Source organism: Tissierella sp. P1 (genome assembly GCF_002266425.1).
GTDB lineage: Bacteria > Bacillota > Clostridia > Tissierellales > Tissierellaceae > Tissierella > Tissierella carlieri.
Genome location: NZ_NPMN01000005.1, coordinates 74,770 through 99,105, shown reverse-complemented (window position 1 = coordinate 99,105; position 24,336 = coordinate 74,770). Strand labels below are relative to the sequence as shown.

General features: G+C 29.5%; 32 protein-coding genes. 1 reads left to right on the top strand and 31 read right to left on the bottom strand.

Annotated elements, in window-relative coordinates:
- Positions 1–23: 23 nt before the first annotated feature.
- Both CIW83_RS05025 and CIW83_RS05020 read right to left on the bottom strand, forming a co-directional pair.
- Positions 24–974, bottom strand: coding sequence for a phosphotransferase family protein (locus tag CIW83_RS05025; protein WP_094899775.1), 951 nt, complete (start codon positions 972–974; stop codon positions 24–26).
- A 32-nt stretch (positions 975–1,006) separates the two neighbouring features.
- Positions 1,007–1,846, bottom strand: a complete 840-nt coding sequence (locus CIW83_RS05020; RefSeq protein WP_094899774.1) for a 5'-3' exonuclease — start codon at positions 1,844–1,846, stop codon at positions 1,007–1,009.
- Positions 1,847–2,096: 250 nt separating this feature from the next.
- On the opposite strand from CIW83_RS05020, the gene CIW83_RS05015 reads away from it, so the two are divergent.
- Positions 2,097–3,020, top strand: coding sequence for an AEC family transporter (locus CIW83_RS05015; protein ID WP_094899773.1), 924 nt, complete (start codon positions 2,097–2,099; stop codon positions 3,018–3,020).
- A 33-nt stretch (positions 3,021–3,053) separates the two neighbouring features.
- Here CIW83_RS05015 and CIW83_RS05010 read toward each other — a convergent pair whose 3' ends face one another.
- The 29 genes from CIW83_RS05010 to CIW83_RS22665 all read right to left on the bottom strand — a co-directional run bounded on the left by CIW83_RS05010 (position 3,054) and on the right by CIW83_RS22665 (position 24,299).
- A complete protein-coding gene (locus CIW83_RS05010; protein ID WP_158220021.1) occupies positions 3,054–3,866 on the bottom strand; it encodes a metallophosphoesterase in 813 nt (270 codons plus the stop codon).
- A 50-nt stretch (positions 3,867–3,916) separates the two neighbouring features.
- Entirely contained in the window at positions 3,917–4,354 is a 438-nt protein-coding gene (locus CIW83_RS05005) for an N-acetyltransferase (protein WP_158220020.1), read from the bottom strand.
- Between the two features lie 163 nt (positions 4,355–4,517).
- A complete protein-coding gene (locus tag CIW83_RS05000) occupies positions 4,518–5,174 on the bottom strand; it encodes an HD domain-containing protein (protein WP_094899770.1) in 657 nt (218 codons plus the stop codon).
- A complete protein-coding gene (locus CIW83_RS04995) occupies positions 5,167–5,649 on the bottom strand; it encodes a GNAT family N-acetyltransferase (protein ID WP_094899769.1) in 483 nt (160 codons plus the stop codon). Before CIW83_RS04995 ends, CIW83_RS05000 begins: the two co-directional genes overlap by 8 nt.
- Positions 5,650–5,752: 103 nt before the next feature.
- On the bottom strand, positions 5,753–6,304 hold the full coding sequence (locus CIW83_RS04990) for an aminoglycoside phosphotransferase family protein (protein WP_094899768.1): 552 nt from the start codon (positions 6,302–6,304) through the stop codon (positions 5,753–5,755).
- The gene (locus CIW83_RS04985) at positions 6,289–6,486 is read right to left on the bottom strand and encodes a hypothetical protein (RefSeq protein WP_094899767.1); all 198 of its coding nucleotides are present in this window, start codon (positions 6,484–6,486) and stop codon (positions 6,289–6,291) included. The genes CIW83_RS04990 and CIW83_RS04985 overlap by 16 nt, the downstream gene beginning before the upstream one ends.
- A 27-nt stretch (positions 6,487–6,513) precedes the next feature.
- Positions 6,514–7,173 (bottom strand): isoprenoid biosynthesis glyoxalase ElbB, encoded by a 660-nt coding sequence (gene elbB / locus CIW83_RS04980; RefSeq protein WP_094899766.1) that lies wholly within the window; start codon positions 7,171–7,173, stop codon positions 6,514–6,516.
- Positions 7,174–7,421: 248 nt separating this feature from the next.
- Positions 7,422–7,583, bottom strand: coding sequence for a hypothetical protein (locus CIW83_RS22110; protein WP_158220019.1), 162 nt, complete (start codon positions 7,581–7,583; stop codon positions 7,422–7,424).
- Between the two features lie 68 nt (positions 7,584–7,651).
- On the bottom strand, positions 7,652–8,215 hold the full coding sequence (locus tag CIW83_RS04970) for a nucleotidyltransferase domain-containing protein (protein WP_094899764.1): 564 nt from the start codon (positions 8,213–8,215) through the stop codon (positions 7,652–7,654).
- A gap of 212 nt (positions 8,216–8,427) precedes the next feature.
- Positions 8,428–9,633, bottom strand: coding sequence for a S8 family serine peptidase (locus CIW83_RS04965; RefSeq protein WP_094899763.1), 1,206 nt, complete (start codon positions 9,631–9,633; stop codon positions 8,428–8,430).
- Between the two features lie 115 nt (positions 9,634–9,748).
- The gene (locus tag CIW83_RS04960; protein ID WP_094899762.1) at positions 9,749–10,276 is read right to left on the bottom strand and encodes a GNAT family N-acetyltransferase; all 528 of its coding nucleotides are present in this window, start codon (positions 10,274–10,276) and stop codon (positions 9,749–9,751) included.
- A 168-nt stretch (positions 10,277–10,444) separates the two neighbouring features.
- Complete coding sequence (locus CIW83_RS04955) at positions 10,445–11,332, bottom strand: TIM barrel protein (protein ID WP_094899761.1); 888 nt, start codon at positions 11,330–11,332, stop codon at positions 10,445–10,447.
- Between the two features lie 64 nt (positions 11,333–11,396).
- A complete protein-coding gene (locus tag CIW83_RS04950; RefSeq protein WP_235601228.1) occupies positions 11,397–11,840 on the bottom strand; it encodes a J domain-containing protein in 444 nt (147 codons plus the stop codon).
- Between the two features lie 51 nt (positions 11,841–11,891).
- The gene (locus CIW83_RS04945) at positions 11,892–12,416 is read right to left on the bottom strand and encodes a 2'-5' RNA ligase family protein (RefSeq protein WP_094899760.1); all 525 of its coding nucleotides are present in this window, start codon (positions 12,414–12,416) and stop codon (positions 11,892–11,894) included.
- 142 nt (positions 12,417–12,558) lie between these two features.
- Entirely contained in the window at positions 12,559–13,026 is a 468-nt protein-coding gene (locus tag CIW83_RS04940) for an HD domain-containing protein (RefSeq protein ID WP_094899759.1), read from the bottom strand.
- Positions 13,027–13,104: 78 nt separating this feature from the next.
- Positions 13,105–13,440, bottom strand: coding sequence for a hypothetical protein (locus CIW83_RS04935; RefSeq protein WP_143598519.1), 336 nt, complete (start codon positions 13,438–13,440; stop codon positions 13,105–13,107).
- 468 nt (positions 13,441–13,908) lie between these two features.
- Complete coding sequence (locus CIW83_RS04925; RefSeq protein ID WP_094899756.1) at positions 13,909–14,415, bottom strand: class I SAM-dependent methyltransferase; 507 nt, start codon at positions 14,413–14,415, stop codon at positions 13,909–13,911.
- A gap of 203 nt (positions 14,416–14,618) precedes the next feature.
- Positions 14,619–15,041: a VOC family protein gene (locus CIW83_RS04920; protein WP_094899755.1), complete on the bottom strand. Its 423-nt coding sequence runs from the start codon at positions 15,039–15,041 to the stop codon at positions 14,619–14,621.
- A 200-nt stretch (positions 15,042–15,241) separates the two neighbouring features.
- Positions 15,242–15,589, bottom strand: coding sequence for a VOC family protein (locus CIW83_RS04915; protein ID WP_094899754.1), 348 nt, complete (start codon positions 15,587–15,589; stop codon positions 15,242–15,244).
- Positions 15,590–15,856: 267 nt separating this feature from the next.
- Positions 15,857–16,819 carry a M23 family metallopeptidase gene (locus CIW83_RS04910; RefSeq protein WP_094899753.1) on the bottom strand — a complete coding sequence of 321 codons (963 nt, stop codon included), beginning with the start codon at positions 16,817–16,819 and terminating at the stop codon, positions 15,857–15,859.
- A 252-nt stretch (positions 16,820–17,071) separates the two neighbouring features.
- The gene (locus tag CIW83_RS04905) at positions 17,072–18,037 is read right to left on the bottom strand and encodes a ketopantoate reductase family protein (protein WP_094899752.1); all 966 of its coding nucleotides are present in this window, start codon (positions 18,035–18,037) and stop codon (positions 17,072–17,074) included.
- A gap of 203 nt (positions 18,038–18,240) precedes the next feature.
- A complete protein-coding gene (locus tag CIW83_RS04900) occupies positions 18,241–18,801 on the bottom strand; it encodes an AAA family ATPase (RefSeq protein WP_094899751.1) in 561 nt (186 codons plus the stop codon).
- A 205-nt stretch (positions 18,802–19,006) separates the two neighbouring features.
- Entirely contained in the window at positions 19,007–19,267 is a 261-nt protein-coding gene (locus CIW83_RS04895) for a hypothetical protein (protein ID WP_143598518.1), read from the bottom strand.
- A gap of 114 nt (positions 19,268–19,381) precedes the next feature.
- On the bottom strand, positions 19,382–20,164 hold the full coding sequence (locus tag CIW83_RS04890; protein WP_158220018.1) for a sugar phosphate isomerase/epimerase: 783 nt from the start codon (positions 20,162–20,164) through the stop codon (positions 19,382–19,384).
- A gap of 43 nt (positions 20,165–20,207) precedes the next feature.
- On the bottom strand, positions 20,208–20,468 hold the full coding sequence (locus tag CIW83_RS04885) for a hypothetical protein (protein WP_094899748.1): 261 nt from the start codon (positions 20,466–20,468) through the stop codon (positions 20,208–20,210).
- Between the two features lie 328 nt (positions 20,469–20,796).
- A complete protein-coding gene (locus CIW83_RS04880) occupies positions 20,797–21,270 on the bottom strand; it encodes a GNAT family N-acetyltransferase (RefSeq protein WP_094899747.1) in 474 nt (157 codons plus the stop codon).
- Positions 21,271–21,539: 269 nt separating this feature from the next.
- Positions 21,540–22,037, bottom strand: coding sequence for a hypothetical protein (locus CIW83_RS04875; protein WP_094899746.1), 498 nt, complete (start codon positions 22,035–22,037; stop codon positions 21,540–21,542).
- Between the two features lie 477 nt (positions 22,038–22,514).
- On the bottom strand, positions 22,515–23,546 hold the full coding sequence (locus CIW83_RS04870) for a DUF5700 domain-containing putative Zn-dependent protease (protein WP_094899745.1): 1,032 nt from the start codon (positions 23,544–23,546) through the stop codon (positions 22,515–22,517).
- A 588-nt stretch (positions 23,547–24,134) separates the two neighbouring features.
- Positions 24,135–24,299, bottom strand: coding sequence for a hypothetical protein (locus CIW83_RS22665; RefSeq protein ID WP_201259682.1), 165 nt, complete (start codon positions 24,297–24,299; stop codon positions 24,135–24,137).
- Between the last annotated feature and the right edge of the window lie 37 nt (positions 24,300–24,336).

Genomic DNA, 24,336 nt, shown 5'->3' with positions numbered 1-24,336 from the left:
GATAACTCTCCTCTTTAGATTATTTATTTACAATCCATCAACCTATTCACAGTTTCTTCTAAGATTTTCATTCCTTCTAAATAATATTCATAATTAACTTCTTTAGCCCATGCACAAATCCCTAACCCCATATGTAAATTATAAAAATCTCTTTTTAAATCTAATTTACTAAGATTAATTCTACCAAATTCCTCATAACCAGATTTAAATCTCTCTGCCAATACTTTATCATTTTCAATAAGTGGTAAATAAACTTGAACTAATTCTTTATCTATATCAATCGGTATACTTTGTTCAAAATCTATTATAGCTTTTAAGTAATACTTATCATCTATTTCGCTGACTAATATATTTCTAGGACTAAAATCATTATGACACAAAGTTGCTTTACTTACTTCATCTAGTATACTATACATTGATTTCAACCGATTCTCCGCTTCTTTTAGCAGTGTTAAATTTTGATGCTCAAAGGAATACAACTCCGACAATATTCTATTCATTAAGTCTTCAAAGTACTCTCTATATGTAACAAAATCTTGAATACTCCTGCCATTCTCATCCATGCTTCCAAAAAAATCAAATTCCTTATGACAATGAATTATATCTAACTGCCTCCCCATTTCATAATAGATATCCTTTAAATTATCCAATGATAATTTCTCATGTACTTGGGTCAACAGCTCCCCTTCAATAAAATCATATACTAGCCATTCTAACACATTGTCAAATATACCATAATCAACAATCTTGGGAACTAAAACTTCTGTATTTGCAAAAAGCTTTAGACTTGCAACCTCTCTATTCCACCTATTCTTTTTGTAATAAAGCTTAATTACATATTTTTTGCTACCACATGACAACTTATAAACCAGATGTCTTTGTAAATTATGATTACCAATTGGTTCAATTGAATCAACAATTCCAATAATTGGCTTTAATTTATCTTTTAATTCATTTAAATCTATGTTTAGCATATTTCCCCCCTAAATTCTTTTAATCTTATCTATCAATAAGCTCCACTAGCCTTTATAACGTTCATTACATTTAAATTAACATTTACTTTATTTCTCCATTTATTAACTTCAAAATCAATTGGTATATCTCTTTTCATAGCTATAAGATTAATATTTCTATTAATTATGGGTTCATTTTCCTTCAAAGCATCATACAATTTACCATCCATCAAACCTTTTTCTAATATCTCACTTATACTCCCAATACTCAATATTTTTTGTGCTGTTTTGGGACCTATTCCTCTAATACCTGTTATATTATCACTTTTATCTCCAATTAATGATTTATACTCAACTATTTGCTGTGGATATACTCCAAGCTTTTCATATATTTTCTGAGAAGTATACATCATACCCTGTTTTCCACTTGGGTTAAACACAGATATATTATCATTAGCTAGTTGAAAAAAATCTTGGTCTGTAGAAACAATTATACATCTATATCTATTACTATACTTCTCACAAAAAGAAGCAATATAATCATCTGCTTCGTATTCTTTTATTTCTTTATAGGGCATCTCTAGGTAGTTTAAAACTTCAAATATATATGGTAGTTGTGTAAATGGATTTTCATTATCTGGTACATCTAGATAGTTTATTCGATTGCTTTTATAGTCACTGTAATCATTGCACTTGTTTATTGTGCTTGTCTCAGTATCAAACACAATCATTATACTATTAGGGGAAAATTCATTAATATACTTAATAAGTCCACTTATAAATCCAACAACTCCTTTGATTTCATTCCCTTTAGAGTTTCTGATACTTCCTGGTATACCATAAAACATACGAAACAATAAATTATGTCCATCGATTATCAAACAGCTTTCCATACTACTCCTCCTGTAAATTTTTCCGTAGTGAACTCTTCATAAATTGATTCTTCTATATTACTTATTCTGCAAATCTCCTCATATTCCTTCTTTTCCAGGAAAATAAATTTGAATAGTTCAAAAATACCTGCATTTTAAATTAAGTGCCATCTATATTAGATATGTCTTCTTCTACTTAGCAGGTCATTTTGTAACAAAAATATTCATTCAACATAACATGATTAATACCTAAATAAAAGGGGGAATTCCTTTGAAAATATCAGCTATAATAGACAGTGTCTTTTCTCTATTTATTATGATCTTAGTCGGTGTTTATGGGAGTAAGAAAGAAATTATCACTTCAGAAATGAATAAAGGATTAACAGATATACTTATACAAATAGCATTACCTTTCATGATTGCTGCATCTTTTATTTTTACATATGACGATACTATTAAATCTAATGTTATAAAGACATTTTATTATAGCCTAATAGCCTATATAATAATGATAGCTATTTCGCACTTACTCCTATTGCCAGTAAAGAATGATAAGAAAACAATATTACATTTTGCTAATGTATTTACTAATACAGGTTACGTTGGTTTCCCAATACTCAATTCTATATATGGCGCAGAAGGTGTTATATATGGATCTATATTTAATATGTTCTTTGTAATATTTGTGTGGACATACGGACTTATATTATTCAAAGGTAATTTTGAAAAGAAGGAATTAAAGGTAGAAATAGAAAAGGTTCTTTTAAACCCATCAATTATAGCAGTCTTTATAGGTATTATAATCATGGTATTTAATATTCAATTGCCTAGTGCCATATCATCCAGTATGAAAAGCATAGGAAATATTACGGGTCCTTTGTCTATGATTATTATTGGGGCTATACTCTCAAATGTTAAGATAAGAAAGCATTTAAGGGATTGGACAATATATTATGGAATAACTACTAAATTGGCAATTATTCCCATAATTATATACTCTATATCACTATTAGTAGGAGACACATCAAAAGCTATAAATACAGTAATTATTATGACTGCTATGCCTGCTTCAGCTATGACTTCAATATTTGCAGAGAGTTTTGATAAGGAAAAGGAATATGCAGCTGTTCTAGTATCTGTAACTACATTATTATCCTTAATTACAGTTCCTATATTATTAAAAATAATAACTTAACTTTGATATTGATATAATATTTTGCTACTTAACTCAATACTTTTCGTTCTCTACATAATATATATCTATCACAGGAATACTTCTAATTCTTAATGGTATTCTTACAGTCCCTAGCCCCCTGCTTATGGAAAAATATTGATCATTATCGATCTTCTTGCATCCAATATGAAATCCATCATATAGAGTTTTATATAAAATTGGTATATTTATTTGTCTTCCATGTGTATGTCCTACAAGAATATGATCATAGCTTATTTCTTTAGACTCTAATGTATTAATTATATTTGGTGAGTGAGCTAGTATTATTTTATAATCGTTATCTATTTTCTCAATCTCAATATCATAGTCTTCGTTTCCATATATAGAATTATCAAAGCCATATATTAAGATTTCTGTTTCTCCTATTATTAAGGTTGAGTTCTCATTAATCAATAACTTTAGATTATTGTACTTGTTAATTTCATTAATTAGTTTGTCTAGCGATATCTTTCTTTTTCTAAGAAAACTCTTCTGTTCTTCTCTCTCATAATTTCCTAGTACCATAAATACAGGATGTTTTATAACTCCCAGTTCTTCTATTACTCTAGGCAACTTTTTTTGAGTATTTGAATAATCTCCCGTAACCACTACAAAATCAGGATTAGTAGAATTTATAATGCTACTAATCCTGACATTAATAAAATTTACTTTATTATGAATGTCAGATATATGAATGAATCTAAAATTAGAAGGTACTTTTTTCTGTATTTCTGTATGTTCTATTTTAACTAGATGAGTGCTTGAAATAATTATAGATATTGTAGCTATAACGATAATTCCGGTTATATAGTAAAAAATGATTATCACCTCTTTATAGATGTTTTTTGAATGATTATTCCGTAAAAACATTATTTTATTTATGTACTCATTATATATCTGCTATCAGCAATGTTCTTTACAATTTTATATCCATTTCTATGATATAAGTTAATAGCTCCTTGATTATTTACAAATACATATAAAAATACATCTTTATTTTTTTCTCCTGCAATTAAGGCAACATGTTTTAAAACTTCTGTTCCAATACCTCTACCTTGAAATTCATCAAAAATAAAGAAATCATCAAGTTCAAGACTTCCATCTTCATCATGCAAGTAATAATAACCTACTTTAATTCCTTCAAAGTAAATACATTGGTAGTTCTCTATATTATATTCTATCTTGTTCTTAACCCAAATAAAAATCTTTTCAAAATCAAGATTCAAATTAGTTTCATATTTCTTAATAAGATTTTTATTTAATTCAAATACTTTATCAATATCAACAGCTGTTGCATTTTTAAATATTATGTTCATCATTGACCTCCATATATAAATATATATTACTTTTTCACTCTTGCTACTCAATATTTACATTTTTGTGCTGAATTTATTTCGCAATCCTTGTCCACCAAATCTGACCAGATAAATTCTTCCAAAAGTTCATGCTCTGATTCTTCTAGTAAATATATGTTTTTATTTATCTACTTAATAAGTCCTTATTAAAAATTCCACCTTTCCCCTCTATACTTAGCCTTTGAATAAATTCATGTATAAATTCTGCTCTGTCATCAAATATCTTTTTAGATATATCGTAATTCAGTTTTCTTCTGCAATCCTTAAGATAATATTCAAATTCTTTATCATTATAAAATTCAATTGATGTATCAACACTTTTTTCATCATATGCTTGATATATAAAGTTCAACCATACTTCCATAGTCCCCATATGATCTATCATATCTGCATCTTGTACTATTCTTATCTGTTTAGACCAATCTTCATTACTGCTTCTTAAATTATGACATCTAATTATTTCAGCAATCTCCATTAGTTCTTCATATGAGCATTTGTCTTTCAATACTTGTTGAACTAAGATACTGCCATTTTCATTATGTGGTTCTATTCCTTTAGCTATATCATGAAAAAGTGATGCTACATATATGATATTATCCTTTGAATTATCGATTTGTCCTACTATCTTTCTAATTTCTATTGCTAATTTTGCTGTTCTCAATCCATGATAATAAACATATCCTTTTTCTCTCTTAGAATGAGATTTTCTTTTTCCCATCGTTTTAAATGCTAATTCTTCTATTCTATTAATGTCTATATCTCTCTTCCTCCTCTTAGTCATTCTGTACTAAGTTTTTAGTCATATACACCATTCCTGGGATATATCCAAGTTTCTGATTTAGTGCCAGCATATTGCTATTTCTATAATGAACTGTTGTTTGTATCGCTTTAATTCCCTCAAGTCGGCACCATTCCTCTAATAACATTTTTAGGTTTGTGGCTATCCCATGACCCCTGTAACTTTCTGTAACGTACAAGGATAGAATCATAACAGTACCTTTAGGTTCTTCTTGTTTATATGCCCATATGAATCCTTGCATATCCCCCTGTTCATCTTCTGCAATGGCAAGAAATAATTCTTCTTTTTTTGTGTTTAAAATTCTTTGCACTGTTTCCTCTATATCTGCTGTTGAAGCTTTATAATCTGGTCTCCATAGCTTTGGTGTTAGATTATGCCATCTTGCAATTTGCATTAAAATTAACTCTAATTTTTCATCAGTATAGCTGCCATCAATCTCAATCTTTCTATATTTCATCGTTAGACCCTCCTGCTAATATTATTTATGCGATTTTATTAGATTATCTACTATCTCAATTGTACAACATTTAATAACTCCTATACTTTTACCCTATATTTAGCTATTCATTAGGGCATTCCCCTGCTCTAGCCATAATAATTACTAATAGATAATCTTGTACCACTTCTCTCGTAACATTCATTTCTATAAGGTATAAATCTGCCAGTGTTTTCTTAAGCTGTAAAAGCATTTCTCTTTCTTTTACTTCTGCTGGCACAGGTGTGTATTCCACAAGAAATACAGTTCTTGCTATATCATATAAGAAGTCTCCATGGCATACATTCATGAAATCTATCACCATTGCTTGTCCATCAGATATAAATATATTACCAGGGTGGAAGTCACCATGACATAGAGTATTACCATCCTTCAATTTGTCTAGCATGTCTAATGCTTCTTTTTGTTTATTTGGATTTCCTGATAAAGCTTTTACTATATTATATTTTAAAAACTCCTTGTAACTTGGTACATTACTGATGTTATTTTGAAGGATTTCCTTATGTAAGTTTGCCATATATACAGCACAACTTTGTACATCACCTGTTCTCATAACCCAATCAAGTAGAGATTCACCTTCTATTTTGTCATAGATAATACCTATTCGCTCTTCCAAAAAACAATCTCATGTGCTTTTGGTTTTATAAAACCCATATTGCTTATTACTCTTGCATTATTAAACTCTTTCTCTACTGATTCTTTCGGATATCCTTGATTGAAAAGTTTAAGTACCTTATCCTCTTCCAATTCATATGCAGTTGCTGTATTTCCCTTGCCTATTATTTTCCCATATTTCATTTGTCTCTCTCCTACTATTTCTAAATTCTAATCTATTAATTCTATGAACTCCTTTACCATTCTATCTATGCCTATCTTTATTTCATATAAATTTTGTGTTCCTAGAAACGCAGGAGTTGTTACTATTCTATTTTGTATATCTACATATGCTTCTGTAGAATTAACTTCTTTTACAATTACATTATTCATTTCTAATATATTTCTATGAGCATTATTACTGGTACAAAGCTCTAGTTGTTTAGCTTCATTCCCCAAACTTTTTGCTATTAAGACTGTTGCACCACACATTGCTGCAATGGGTTTTTTTGATAAATATATGTCTTTTATTAATTTATCTACATCTTTATCTATTGAAAAGTTCTCTTTTTCTAATACATAGTTTGATAAATTTTTAAATACTCCTAATCCTCCTGGTAATATCAATCCATCTAATTCATCTATACTAATATTATCTAATGCTTTAATTCTTCCTCTCCCAATACGTGCTGACTCCATCAAAACATTTCTATTCTCACTTTCTTCAATTTTCTCATTAAGATGATCAAAAGTATGATACTGATTTTTATCTTGAGCAAGACATATATAGTCAATTCCATATTTATCTAAGGCTAGATATGTCAATATTACTTCTTCTATTTGACTGCCATCACCAACTCCACATCCCGATAATAATACCCCGATATTCATTAAATATGTTCCTCCTTTATATTAATTTCGCACAATGTCTGAGTATTTATTACATGCTTGAACTAACACACAAACGTATATTATCCATCCACTTTTGCTATCCAATACTTGCATTTTTGTGCTGAATTTATCTCAGAACCATTTTCCACTACATCTGACCAGATAAATTCTTCTAGAAGTTCACATTCTGATTCTTCCAGTAAATTAAGGTTAATATAATTTATCCTATCTAGATATATTCTTTATCTTTAATCTTTAATCATTGAATATATATGCTCTAAAAACAATGGTGCATTTTTGATTATATAATCTTCATTAACCTGCTTCTTTTCTATTTCATCAAATGGATATCTATATTGAGAAGTATATTTAATAAATGGTATCCATGATGAATCAGGAAACTCTTTCATAAACCAATCACAAGATTTCCCTTTGGATAAAATATCATTATTTATAAATGTATATAGACTTCTTGTCCCTAAATATAGCAAATGTAATGAGAAATAAATATCCTCAATATCTTTTGAATACTTAATATTATTTCCAATCTCTTTAAGTATTTCTTTTTTAATTCATCATGAGAAGGTCTAAATATTTGTTCATTAATATCTTTTCCATAAACAATTTTGCCATATTTGCTTAAAGTAAGATGGTCTACCTTAGACATAACAGATGTTGATATCTTCTTCCATCCATTTCTGCCCGTACCTATATAATAACCCAAACCTATATATTCTTCCGGTTCTTTCAGCATAGGTAAAGGACAATACATTCCTTCTAATTGAATTCCAAATTGTCCAAATTCTCCAGCCCTCAATCTATCATGTAAATTTATTATTTCTTCACAATTATTAGATAATAAATCACTCTCAGTTACTACTAGAAAATCTATATCTCCTTTCCCATAGATATAGTCTCCTAAAGCTACTGATCCAACGATAATTATTGATAATAAATTGTCATCTAATATCGCTTTAACTCTATCAATAAGATTATTTATCATAGCAATAAAATTTTTATCGTTAAAAATGTTTTCCTTCATATTATCTCCTTAGTGAATATCCTATTTTATCTCTATTTTGATTTATAGAAAATCAATTCTTCTTCAATATATTCTATAATAAATCCAATATTAAGTTCTCATCTGCTGTTGCTCGTTTTCTTAACTAAAACTACCTCTCCCTCCCACATTTCATAGTTCTCAGTGTTCCATAGTTATTAAAATAGACTTGAATCCGCTCCTAAAAAATTTCACTATTTCTTTGATTTAACCTCTGAAATTAATTTTACTGGATTAACTATTTTCATGTTTTTTTCCTTACTGGCATCATCTCTTTTATCTTCATCAAGACTATCTCCAGTGGATATAGCAATATCCCAAAATTTTTCTGGAGTCATATCTGGATCTACTTCGCATGCCAATGTATATAATCCGCTGATATATGGTATAACCATACTCCATGCACCATTACTGTACATTACATACTCATCTTTTCCAGTTGGACTAGCTAACCATCTTGCATCCATAGGAGTCAACAATATATCCTCTGCTGTACCGTCTCCTTCTACATAGTATTTTAAATAATATGATTCTATTTTTTCTGGATCAGACATTGGTTCTCTATTAACACCATTAAAAAAAAGCTTATGAGTTTCATAAAGTCGTGCAGTTACAACAAATATGTTTTCTGCCTCAGCTTTTTCGATAGCATTATAAATTGCTTCTGCATTTTTACTCTCTGGATCCCAACCAGATGATATTGACAATACTTTAATTTTATTGTCTTCTGGCAAAGCTTTATTTATTTCGACCATTCTTTCTATGGCATTGGCTAAATGTACATATCCCTCTTCATAATCTGTATCCTCTTCCAAATATGCAATATAATATATATTAGCCTCTGGTGCTACCCCTACATCTTTTCCGCATAATATTGATGTTATAGGGGTTCCATGATAGTGAGCAGGACTATCCATATCAAATATTTCTTCATATACCACTATATTATCTTTGAATTCTTCATGATCTACCAGTAGGCGTCCATCTATTACACCTACGTTCACACCTTTTCCAGTAATATTTTCTTTATGCAGATAATCAATACCTAGACCTGGCTGCTTTCCATATTTTATAATAGTTTCTACATCAAAATTTACAGGAAGTTTTTCAGGCCATATGGTTTGACTATCGAATATAAAATTCCTTAATTCTATTCGTGTAAGGTCCATATCAGATGCATCATAACTCCTTAAATCATATCTATTTCTCTGTTCATCGAAAATTTCACTTATATCTGTTATTTTTCCTCTGTTATAGTTCAAGGGTTCCGGATATACTTGAATTTTCTGTTCAAAATTTTTTTCTGTTTTTGATAGTGTCTCATTATTTTGTTTGCATCCTGTAAATGCCGTACTGATCAATACAATAGCTAATACCATACCGATTATTTTATTTTTCATAGTTATCCTGATTTATAAAGGATTTTATATTAAATCAGGATTTTCACCTACCTTTCTTTTTATAATTTTATTAATATCTATTGTCTTAATATCTTCTAATTAAGTTTTACTTAGCTTATAAATCAATCCAATATCGTTGAATAATCTCAGAAAAAGTTTCACTAAAGATTTCATTTTCTAATATTCCATTGTTATTTTGAATAACTTTAGCTGATGCAACATTTGTTTTATCGCAAGTGATTAAAACTTTATTCAGACTTAATTCTCTACATTTTTGTAAAGCTAATTTTAACATTATAGTTGCATATCCTTTTTTTCTTTCAGCAGGTCTGATAGAATAGCCTATGTGACCACCTTCATTTAAAAGAAACTCATTTAATTTATGTCGTATGTTAATCATTCCAACAACCATATTATCTGATTCTCTAACAAGAAAGTAGGTGTTTGCAGGTACTCTTCCTCCTGGGATATTTGGTAAATCCAAATCTTTTTCAATCTTTAGTAACCATTCATCATAATCATCGTACCTATCAAGTCCACCTGTTCCGTTAATTTCTGAATTATACTTTAAAAATTCTTGTATATATTCAAATGCTTCTTTTTCATACTCCTTTGAAGGAGATATCAGTTTTACATCATCCATCTTCTCACCTCTCCAATTAAAATAATCTACAATTTAGTAACTTCTTGCTTTCTATCAAACAAATCCCAAGGAACTATCGAAATATTCATTCCTAGGGGTATCTCATACCTAGTAAAGAGACGCCTGCCAATCTTTTATTAGAAGATATCCATAACTTATTCTATCTGACTAAAAATAACTCATAACCCAATCATAACATTCATTTAGCTCATCCTCTGTTAAAATATCTGAACGATGTTCAAATAATACTTTTACATCTTTATTTTCGGAAGATATAATGTTTAAAAATTCTCCTATATTACTCCACCCATCTTGTTCATTTAGTTTCATTAATGCAGGATGATGACCATTTTCTATTACATCTGTAACCTTTATATTAGATATATGAAGTAAATATGTATACTTAGCCATTTCTTTTATGAAAATATTATAATCAAAGTTATAATCTATATTACTTAGAACATGAATCCTCGCACTATCTAAACATAGTTTTAGGTCTGGATACGCTTCTAATAAATCTTTTAATAATTTTCCTTGATACAAATACTTATTGAGCATTTCTATTTCCAATACTATTTGAATCTTATACTTTTTAGATAACTCAGATAATTTTTCAAATGTATATTGGCATTGATTTTTAAACTCTTCAAATCCATATCCCTTTTCTCCAATAGTCTCATCTTTATGAGAAAATTTGCATTTCTCCCAGTTAAGTCTTTCATCTATTACCATAGGTTTCGGAAAATGTAATAATAAATATTCCGCTCCTATCTCTGATGCATATTTAATCTCATTTTCAACTGCTTTAAATGCTTCTAAAACTTCATCTTTATCGAGAGATAGTAATAATGGATCTCTATATTTATAGCTTGATTTTTTTAGAGGAAAATGTACTCCTATTTTGAAATTATCTTTTTTTGCTATCTCCAACACCCTTTGGATTTCTTTTTGCTCATTAAAATTACAAAACTCTATCCCTGAAATTCTCGATGTGTAATCTCTCTTATACTTTATATCGTCAAATCTACAATGCATTCCTATAAAATATTCTGTCATATTCAATCTCCTTTTCCCTATATAAATAATTACATAATAATATACATAGCTAGTCTCATTTAGTTCAATAATCCTTATTCATTAATCTATTATAGGCATCTAATACCTCAATCATTTTCTCACTATTTCCCCCATGGTCTGGATGATATTTTTTAGCTAATTCCCTGAACTTCTTCTTTATATCATCAACAGAAGCTCCCGGAGATAACCCAAAATAATCTAAAACATTGGGATCTTGAATTACATCAAAGTCTAGTCCAATATCTTTGTACTTTTGAAAATATACACTGTAAAAGTATTCTTCAAATACCTCCTTCAATTCCTGCTTATGTAAATTAAGTAGTTTAGAAATAGGATACTTAACTGTCATATCATCAATTAATTTTGTAGAAAAGTATTCATCCCATACATATTTTTTAGAAAATCCCTCATCAACATACTCAAAACGAATTTTATCTTCGGCTTTCTTTAATTGCCTTAGCTTACGTTTTAATTTGCCAACATCCATTAAACCACATCCCTACTTATAAGCTTTCAATATTATTTCAAATAACGCAAATTACCTCAACTCTATTTCCATCTCTATTGTTGAATCTTGATTCTCATCTATAATCTCTACACTGATCTTATTTACCATGGTTTCAAAAGTATCACTTATATCATCTACCTCAAGAATCGCAGCTTTATATTCCTCCTCATTTTCTATCTTGCCTACTGTCATATGCTGGTAATATTTACTATTTCTCAGCCACTGTGGAAAATACGGTTCTAATATTCCTGTATAAAGTTTTTTATGAATAGTATATATTTCTTCTCTACCAATCTCAATGTTAAGAAAAAGATAATTTCCAAATGATTGTACCGGTGTAATACCTTTAAGTATTATCTTAAAAGATCCTGTATTTAACAAGACATATTCTATATGCTCTTTCAATTTGTCTGAGCCTATATCACTATAAAATGGAAACACAAGTGTAATATGAGGCCTAACACGACTTGCTAGCGGATCATATTTCTCTCTTACTTCATCAATGATTTTTATATTGTCAAATTCGGGAAATATCATAATACATCGTTCTATCATCTTGTAATAGTTCTCCTTTGGTATCTTAAATCTAATAATTAATGTTTTGCTTTACACAGTTCTCCTACTATAAACTGACAGCCTATAAATCTACCTATTAGTCTACAGTAAATTCAAGGTCTCAAAATACTAATAATAAAAACTATAAATTAAGTCCTAATTCTTTAAATAACATATTTAACCTATCCTTCTCATTCTCATTAATAGGAAGATTCGTATTATATAAATAGTGCTGAAGTACATCAGCATCTTTAAGTATTTCACAATAAGCATTATCTATATTCTGTTTGTTACTATGGCTAAATATTGAACTACAAATAATATCAATTTCTTCTTCACTAAAACAATTAATCTCATTTAGGATTTTTCTCGCTTCAATAGATCCTAATTTTCCGTGGTCTACACTATAGCCTGCTTTATAACTCCAAATATCATGGAGCATCCCTGCAACTGAACATATCTCAACATCTAATCCACGTTTCAATGCAAGAAGACCACAAATAGTAGATACACCATATAAATGGACATATCCACAACGTCTTTCTTCTAAATCTAGTTGTTCCATTAAAATTTTATCAACAATATTACGAACACCTTCTAATCTATTCATAAATTTCCCCTTTCAATTATTTACTTTACACAAAATGCTCACATAGATAAAAACTCAAAACATGTTCAGCATTTGCACTTAATCGTTTTGGTATAAAAGCTTTCTAATATACTGGGATTCCACAGAAATAAACTTTTGCATATTGGAAAGTGTAACATACTTATTTGAAGACATGTCCACATCTTCCCTATCTATAAATTGACTTCGTAAAATAGTATCCTTCATTTCATTAATTTCACGGAGGTCTACAACATTCTGTATATCATATCCATTAGCATCTTTAAGTATCTCCCATATTATTTTCTGCTGTGGCTGCAATAGGTATAGTGCATAATCCACATCATTTGCTTCTCGATGATAAGTACTTCCAATGCCCTTTTCCAAAGCTTCTTTATTTTCTAATCGGAATGGCATCCAAATTTTTATATTATTTTGTATATCAGCAATTATATGAGAGCAGTATCCATATATAAAATCCGCTTTCTCTGTATCCTTATTTTCTTCTAAAAAAGAAAGTACATTTTCTAACCATTCTTAATTATTTGTGACCATTCCCCACTTTTCATTCCCAACACACAGATGACTTATCTTTTTCATGTCACTTACATAATTATCACGAAAGTGAACGGAATCAGGCGCAATGGCACCCAGCATAAAGTCACAAGGTTTCTTAATTTGTGGTGTATTACTTAATATGTTATATGCAATATGTAAATGAGTCATTGGAAAAGGCATTTCTTCACTCCTTAATCTTTCTTAAATTTAATAGCATTATATATTAGATTTCCATCTTTCAAAATTCAGCTTTGCTCCTAGTAATAAAATAACGGGACATATAACCCCTAAGAATATACTTACACTTCCAGGGGAAATTCATATTCTCTACTTAAATGTAATAATATCAAATACTTTTGAACAATATTCCTTACCATTTAACCCATCAATAATATACTCATTTGTGTAAATATTAACTTCATGAAATTTTTCCAATGTTTTTTTTAATTCTTTTATATCAGTATAATGATGAGGAATTTCTTCTTCTCCTTCTCTAGATCCAATAAAAGTATTCTCTTCAATAGCCTTCCCTAAACCATATGACAAATCATCTTTTGATAATATATTTTTTCTATTTACTTTATCTCTCAATATACCTATTGGTTTCTCATAAATGTCTGAAGCAAAGACTTCAAATCCATGCTGAGCAAAAAACAAAGAGTTTCTTCCAGTTCCACAACCCAAATCAAGTATTTTCTTATAGTTCTTATCATTAAATATATTTATAGAGTTTTTAATTATATCAGATAAAGAAATTTGGTATTCTCCATCTACATTTTCTATAATAAGCCTTTGACTATTCCAGTCATTTTTTATAGTATTTAAAATAATCACCTCAAATCATATTTTTACCTAATGCAAAAGCAAATCATAACCTATCATAATTACAAAATCTCCAAATAATGCTAAGACATTACTCAACAATCTATTATCTTTTACTGATAATCCTTCCTGCCAATATCTAAGTATTTATTTTGCCTTAGATTTAGTTGTGATATAATTCCAAAATCCAATAAACACTAAAGATATTTAAAGTTTTACTTCATTCGTTTGGCAATTGGATGATCTTCGTTTAACTCTAATAAATCCCATAAGTTACCGTATAAATCTTTAAAGACAGCAACAGTTCCATATGGAGCTTCTTTAGGTTCTCTTACAAATTCAATTCCTCTTGCGATCATTTCATTATAATCTCTCCAAAAATCATCAGTATTTAAAAATAAAAACACTCTTCCTCCCGCTTGATTTCCAATAAATGATTCCTGCTCAGTCTTTGATGCTTTCGCAAGTAATATTGTGGTTCCAATCGAACCTGGGGGAGATACAACTACCCATCTCTTGTCTTGTTCCGGCTGATAAGTATCTTCAACTAATGTGAAATTTAACTTCTCAGTATAAAACTCTATTGCCTCATCATAATCTCTAACTACTAAAGCTATATGTACTATTGTTTGAATCATGTTATTAACTCCTCCTATTTATTTTAATTTAGTAAAATATTAGTTTTCTAAAATCTTATGCTTGTACAATTTTAAATCCTATGCTTTTATATAACTCTAGTGTTCTCCCATTACTTGATAATGCATTTAAAAATTCACACCTAATGGATTTTGTTTTTAGTCTTTGTTTACTGTAGATTTAATATTTCTTCACAATACAATTATTTTGGTATACTTCTAAAATACACATGATTACCATTTGGATCACAAAAATGCATATTCTTTGCTCCCCATGGCTGTATTTTAGGAGCATCAATTATATCTATCCCTAAATGTAATAATCTTTTATATTCTTCTTCTACATCATCAACAGTAAAAGCTAAGCTTATATTATGATTTTGGTTGTTCTTTACTTCTCCATTGTTATAAACAGTTAGTGTTGTGCCTTCAGTTATAATGAACTGATGCTCTTCATCTTTACAGTCTGAAGAAATATTTAATATCTTTCTATAAAAGTCAGCCATTTTAATTACATCATTCGTTTCTAAACAAACCTCTCCTAATTTCATTCTTTTTCTCCTTTCCTATGTTTTCATAAAATATCATACCTGCATTTTATTGAACTAGAAAGTCTCATCCTATTTTCTTTGGCTTATAATCCTTTAAATTTAGTAAACCACTATTTTGGGCCCAGTTATCTAAGATATATTAATTTAGGTCAGTACTTAAATTTCTGATTCTGTCGTTTAATGCTCCTGTATCTGCAACATTTACTGTCATTAGATAACTCCTGCCTTAGATCCATGGACGAGGACAAGAACTCCTTTAATAAGATTCTAAGCATTAATTAAACAATTCTTCACAGGGTACCTATTATTAAATATTATTGGAATACCTTTTCCTAACCAATAATTATTATCTTCAGAATATACAACCTGAATATGAAAGTGAGGTCTTGACGAATACCCTGAATTACCAACTTGCCCAAGGTAATCTCCTACCTTCAGTTTTTGTCCAAGGTTCACTACAATAGTGTCCTTTTTAAAATGATATAAAGATATATAATAATTACCATTCTTGATAGTAATTTGATTCCCACTTTTATTGGGTAATTTCCCATATGGAATATTATCATCTTCATTTAAAATTACTTCTACTACCTCACCTTCTACAGGACTATATACTCTTTCTCCATAAATATTGTAGTCCTCATTAGATGATGATAGTATTTTCCTTTTTGCAAAACCATATTTATTCAATTTTATTATATCTGTAGCAAAGCGCATAGAATAGTAATTTTTTATATTTTTTCTTTTCCATCCATAGTAATGATAATTGCTAAAATAAGACTTCTTGCCATCTCCACCATCAATAACTAAAAATTGACCATTTTTAAAGGGAAAGGCTAAGCTAAAGCAGTTCTTTTTTTTGATTTTACTTAAGATAATACTAGTATCAATTATAATAAAAACTATAATCCAAATAAATGTTTCAGATCGATTAATTAGGTTGCTTAATTCACCAAACGCAAGGTTTGGAGTAAATATAATTCTATAAATAATCAAAAGAATGCCAATTATTATTAAGAAGTAATATATATATCTAAGATAAAAATTCGTATATTCCCAATAGCAAAAAGAAAAAAGAAAAAAGAATATCACGAGTACATATATTGCTAATAAAACATATTCATTTATGGTATCACATCTTCGAATAAAGATTTTATATATTAACTCAAATGGCAATATTATCTGCAAATACAAATTTCCCAAAAAAACAGCCAGCTTACTTGATGCCATATTATCACCCCACAGTTTATCTATTTTTCTCTCCTTACTTTCATACTATATTACTTATTCGCCACCCCTCTACATATTCCTCTATTTTTTTAAAAATTGTCATAATACAAATTTCGACAAAATAAAAAAGACTTATATAAAAGCAAAATGTATCCTATAGAGTAGATATTAAAAAAGTCTCTTCTATAGGATACACTTTAACTTGTTAAATACCTTTGATAACTATAATCTTTTACAAGATACAAGAGTTTATCATAAGTTACACATATTATGTTCATTTTGTTTGTATAAATTAATTCGCAATTTATCGATATTCGGAGTATTTATCATACTCTTCTTAATCAGCTCATCAAATTCATTTTGGAGGTATATCATTTCTTCTCGAGCAACTGATGTGTGCTTTGCCATAGTTACTTCTGCAAGCTGTGTTCCCATAACAATTTTAAAAATCCTAGCAAGCAAAAAAGTGGGAAGTTTAAAATAGTTTAACTTTGACGGAGTAATCTTAATTTTTAATGCCTTCAGTACCGAAAAACCCTCTTTGATGCCTTTTACCATTATGGCAACATCAAAGTATGATTTTGACAATTCATAATTGATGCATTTATAACCATATAATGAGTTTCCTATACTTGTCACTATTGCCACATGTGTCTTCTGCCAAGCATCCATGTTATTACAATACACAGATGGAATCCCTGCTTGATTGAACATTTTAATAATTTGTTTTACACGCTCTGTTTTATGACAATGATACTCTCCAAATGTAGTTGTTTGAAAAGCACGCATCAAACCTCTGCCAATAAAATAGTGAACTTCTCCGTTTTTTCGTTCCCCTCCTGCAGAAGGAAATCCTATTATAATTCGCTTTTCGTCAATCTTATCTGCATAGTCAGCATAGCCTAAAGCTGTATTAACCATAAAGACAATATTGGATGATTTGTTTTGAGATAAAATCGGCAAAACATCTTCAACTTGTGTTCTCTGCATAACTACAAATATATAGTCGTAAACGTCATTAGGCTCAAGTGTTTCAGTCACACTCACTTTGGCAACTTCTCTTTTCCCAGTTTTAGGATTTATAAGAACAACGCCATTACTTTTTATTTCACTATACCGGCCTCCTCTGGCAAGTATAGTGACGTTTTCCCCTGACAAAGACAGCTTGTTTGCAAAAATACTTCCAATTACACCAGCACCATAAATCAGTATATTCAAAATATCACCTTCTTCACATATCTAGTGTACATTCCTACACACTGATTGGCTTTACTTACTTTATACATAGACTACATATAATCTATGTAGTCTATAATTTATTTAATTGTGTATAACATGTTAATAACTTTGTAGATAATTCGCCATAGAAGAATATTGTGCATTAAGTTTACTATAGATTATGCTTATTTTGTTCACGCTCACTATTTGTGTGATAAAATTTTCTCTATTAAATCATCATAAGATATTTTTGAATAATCTGTTGAATCAACATAAATCATAACATCTCCATATTTGAAACTGCCACAATTTTGAGCCGCTTTTTTAAACACCTCAAAATCATCAAAAAAATCATTAGAAACAAGACCTGGATGTCTTTCGCTTGTTACATCTCTTTCAACAAATCGTCTGTGAATTACTTGGGAATCTCCGTCAAAAAGGACAGTAATAACTTTATAACCATATTTTTGCACCATTGGTTGGAATATATCTACACCAGCGTTTGTAAAATTACTTTCAAAAATTATTGATTGACCTGTACTCATAAGCATTTCGCAGAAATAAAATGATAAATCATACGCCAATCCAGCATATATCTTTGATTCAGTCCTTTCAGTTGTATCATAATGAACCTTATCCCAGATTATTTCTTTTAACTTATCTTTACAGATTAAAGAAATCTGTAATTTTTCAGATAAATAATTCGCAAATCTGGTTTTTCCTGCACCTGGCATTCCCGCTACAAGTATCAGTGTTTTTTTCAAACCACCACCACCTAATATAAATAATCAGCAGTTCACATTTACTACTTCCATAGTTCTATATACATTCCTATAATTCTACTTTATTCTATATACTTAGTTTACTATAAATACTATATTAAACACAACTATATATCTAGTATTCCAAGTCTTACATATATTATAAAAGCGTATTTAAACTACTATAACTACCACCTAACTATCTACACTATATTTCTTCACAAATATAAAATAAGTTTTCTTTAGTACTCATAATACTATTGCTATATATGATTCTATCTTCTAAAATAATCCCTAAGAAAGACCCCTGATTATATCTAACTTCTCCCAATATGGTGGAATGTGTGTTATCCATATTGCATCTGTTACGTCTCTTATGGTCACAGGTGTGGTTCACTTTACCTCGAAGACTTCCCATCCGCACCCCTACAGGAATATTCGTGTTATAGGAAGTAGTAACATCTTTCATTCCAATAATCCCTCAAAAGGTCCTAAAGAATGCTAATTAGATAAAACTAATGATTATACTTAAAATCCGAAATTATAATTTTTTTGGTGTTAATTAGCAGCTAAATTTTAACATCTATTGGAAATCTATTCGATAATCATAGCCTCCAAGGAATCCATGTGCTAAAAGCCATTCCAACGATAGGGAATAATCAGCTTCAATAGTATAGGTTGTATTCAGTGTTTTTGCCTCAAGAAGATGGAGAATTTGCTCCATATCAAGAATACCCTTGCCAAGCGGCCAGTGATAATCCCAATTTCCATCATTATTATGTATGTGTGTATGTCCGATAAATCTACCAAGGATGCTTATCCAATCGGCAACATCCACATTTGAATTAGAACAAGCATGACCTGTATCCAAACAAAGCATTACCCGTTTATCATTGATCTTCTCACAAAGCTCTGCCATTATATAAGGATCATTGTCCACAAAGTTTTCTATGTAAATATATAAATTTTCTGGCTTGTCTGACATATATTCTTGCCATAAGGCAATAGACCGGTGAAGCCATTCTCGTCTATTACTATGCCCAGGGATATAATCCGAATGAAATACAATATGATTGATACCCAGAGCCTCTGCAGTGGCAAAAGATTGGTTGTATAATGCTATAATATCTGATGTAGATGCCTCTGCAAGCATCTTTAAATCCGTTCCGAGAATAGCTCCATGAAAAATAAGCTTGTTACATCCCTGAATCAATCCAACGCATCGGTCAAATAACGTTTTACCTTCATCTAAATCTATGTTAGCATTAAAGTACGCATAGTCATCTAACTCAATGCCGAACCCAAATTTTTTTGCAACTGCTGCCGCATTTGGATTGTGAGTGTTTAAATAAAGTCTATCCTTCATAACTTTCACTCCTATACAATTTATTCTGATTCTTAGTGTATCCTTATGCAAACATATTTTTAATAATTTCATTTAACTTACTAACAATTCCTTCATTTTCTTCCCACTTATCTTTTGTCACATCTAAGTCTGAAAGGTTGAATTCTCTTTCTAGAACATCTTCATAACTTATCCAGTTTAGCTTAAGCAACTTAATTCTTTCCAAAATATTATCTGGATATCTGCATCCATTTTGTTTTCTTTCTTCTAATTTTGACATACTAATATCTTTTAAAATTGAATTAGTATTTGTATACTTATTCATCTTGTATCCGTATAATCTCGACTGAGGATTTTGTTGAAAAATCCTATTCTTTTAATAAATTATTTACTCTTCTACACACTTTTCCAGCATTGGAAGATTCAATCTTTTTATCCATAACTATTCATCTCTTGATTATATCTTACGTATTAAACCATCTGGCATAGTCTGTCGTATAACGCCCCAAAGCTTAGTTGCGTCGGACTTTCCCCAAACAATCCTTATACGCTGTTTCGCAACCACAAATTCTATATTTAGCCAATTTTAATACTCTAACTAAATTAGTATCTTTGTCCAACTCAATTGCTTTTTATAAATAATATAATATTTCTTACCCTATGTATTCCATATAATAAAATTCATCTTCTGAATTATTAAAGGTCCTCTTCATATATTTATCTTTAATTTCAAAGCCAACATTGTTATAGCAATTAATAGCTCTTTTATTAAAACTTCTTACTTCAAGTGCTATCGTATTATTAGGAAATCTCCTTTTGCATTCTTTAATTAATAATTTCATAATATTTTTTCCGTAGCCTTTTCCGCAAAAAGATGGCTTTAGTCCAATTGCTATATATGCTTTATCTGCCTTTAAACTTATCCTGCCATAAGAAATCAATTCATTATTTAAATGTATTGAAATAAATTCCAATTTCCTTTTCTTTTCGATTGATAAACCCCATCCATTCTCTACTACAGCATCCCAGTTCAAAAAATTATATATCGAATATTCTCCTTCATATCTCCAGCTACAAATCTCTTTAGCATATTCTTCTGATAACTCCATGACAATATAATTCTCCATAAATATCTCTCCTTAATAAAATTACAAGATAAATAATAATATTCCAAAGCAACCAAAAATTCACTTAGGAATAGCCTGTAACGTACCAGTATTTGCACCTTCCCTGAACCAGATACCGAAATCTTACGCCTTGGTAAAGCTTTGCTCCCGGTGAAGGAATGTAGTGCATAACTCCCTAAGATTACGCCTCGTACATCTTTACGTAAATATCTTGTTAGACGTTGTATTTACTATAACTCTTTAAAGTCACTATACAATTTAAAATTTATTTAATAAAGCTTTCTTTCTATTTTAAATGTGGGTGAAGTAATAAATCCTACTGTAAAAACAATAAACATCATCAAATATGCGACTATTACTACTACGGTTCCATCTATTGTATTTGTAAATAAACCTACAACCTTACTTCCCCAACTTACGAAACCAAGCAAATAATGTTGTGATATTCCGGCAACAAAAAAATTCCTATTTATATCATCTACGAAAATAAACTGCCAGATATATAAAGCTAATGAAATTGCCCATATAACATTGCCTAAAATAAAACTTTTTATTTTTTCTATTGTTAAACTCCCAAACTGTCTCCCCACCCAAAACCATAAAACCACAGAACTAAATGTCCATAAAGATAAAAGTATACTTGAAATAGTTAATAATAATGAGGAATTCAAGCTAATTCCATAACCCATTAAGCGATTAATTATTTCACTAGCTAAATAGGGCACTATTAATAACAAAATCAACTTATAGTTAATATTTCTTTTCATTCTATCCTCTCCCTCCTTCACTCTTGTGCAGAAACATTATGACCGAACCCTGTGCAAAGCTAAGGGCAATAAGGATGCTGCAGCCTCATATTTCTCTTTCTTAGTATATAAAAAATATGTTTTAACTTTATAACTTTTACCAGGATAATGCCAACTTCTTTACTTGTAACATTAAATTTTATTACATTTGAGAAATTTTCTTAGATATGAATTTAAATAAATATCCTAGCACTATATATAACAATGTAAATATTGCTATTTCAAACGCATTGAATCCTGACAAAAGAATTAATCATAGAAACTCACCTATTATATTGCTATTGAAAGTACCCCTAATACAGTTCCTATAACATTCTAGGGCTTATTGAGGTCGAACTTTCCATATACTATTTAATTCCCGATGTGGATAAGCCTCTCTTATAAGAAGTGGCCACACCTCTCCACCTATAATACTTCACATAATAAGAAAGTTAAGAATTAAATTTTGAATTGTCCGTACCCCATTTTATCTAATGATTTATTGAACATCATAGGAAATTTTTCTGGATTTTTAAGTGTTTCAAAAACTGCACTTTTACCAAAGCAATCATGTATTATTCCCCAAATATCATTTCCAAAACTGTATAATCTAAAATGTTTCAATTTAGGAATTTCTTCTTTACTTTGTTCTTCAGTATAAGGATTCATCCAATATTGTGATATGAGTTTTTCCAATTCATCTACCGATTTAATATTATTGTTTCTTATATCGTTTATGTCTTTTCTGAAATGAGTCATTGTATTATAGAAATCATCATTTAAGTATTTCCAAGTAAAAGTATCCAACCCTTTGTTTTTAACTCCACTGTAAATACTTTTTGACAATATTCCTTCAGCATTGTTACAATATTTTACCGCCAATCCTTCTCCTGAAAAATATAGATAAAATAATGACTCAAGAGATATATTATTTAAATCCATTTGTTCATATATTGCATTTATTCCAACATGATGTACTTCGTGAGCAATAGTAGAACAAAATTCACTAATTGTTTTATCTTTGGCTAATTGCAAGAAATCGAAATGCATACCATTCTGATAAACATATCCAAAACTCTGCCCTATACCAATTGTAAAAATAAAATTTGAATCTGGAAGTTTTATATCCTCTGGCAATCCCTTTAAAGCAATTGAAATCTGTTCGTTAAACAAACTCGTTGTTAGCAAACTCTTTAATTCGATTAATTTTTCTCTATAAAAATCCAAATTAGCTAATAAGTCTTTATAGTAACTATGATGAGTTTTTAAATCTAAATTTGTAATATCATTTTCATTTAAATTACTTAAATCTAGTAAATAGTCAGTATACTCATCTTCAGATACCCTGCCCTTATAACGCGCGAATTCAAACTTATAATCTTCATGTTTTAATATGTTCTCTATATCCTTTCTTTCAACGTTTCCTGTAGTCAGTTTTTTACATAGTTCAAGCATATTTTTAATACTTGAGAAACGAACGGAAAAATCCATAATAACCCTCCTTATTACTTCATATCTTCCTACAATTATGTGACACCTCAATTTTATCAATCCATATCCCAATGAACAACATCGATATCTTCATTTTTTATAACGTCTGAGTATTTTCGATGTCCCTGAACCGGACCCTAGACCCTTGTATAAATACGTTGTTAGACTGAGCTACTTACCTCAAACTTATTTAGCACTAGTCTTAATCTCTCAATCATTTCCTTAGTGTCTCAATCATAAATTGATAACTCTTATCCATAAATTTATCTATGAAATTATTTTTATATATTTCATCTAGTTAATCATATATTAGACATACATTAACATCATATATATTGGAATAACTATTAGCATTAAACTAATACAACATGCTGCTGTATATTTTTCAGTCTGTCGTCCTTCGTTAATAGCTTTTATCGTCCCAATCAGATTAGTAACAAATATAATTGGAGTGAACCAAATCGTGTAAAACCCAATGCCCACTAAAAATTGCGTTTTTCGTCCTCCTATCTTTTACAGTAATGTAAATAATGCAAGGCAATTGTTAGCTTTTGATTCTTCACAATTATAGATAGATGGTTTAATATATTATTTTAGATTTTTATTAATATATATATTCAATGCTTGTAATGCTTTGAATGATACAAAGATTAGTGATGTATAAAGTAAAATTTCCAATATCGATTTAATAAAACCTAGAATAATACTTAAATAACCAAATCCACCTATAAAACCTCCCATATTTTGCATCATAACAATCCTCCTTATTATTTAAGAATTAAGTATCACT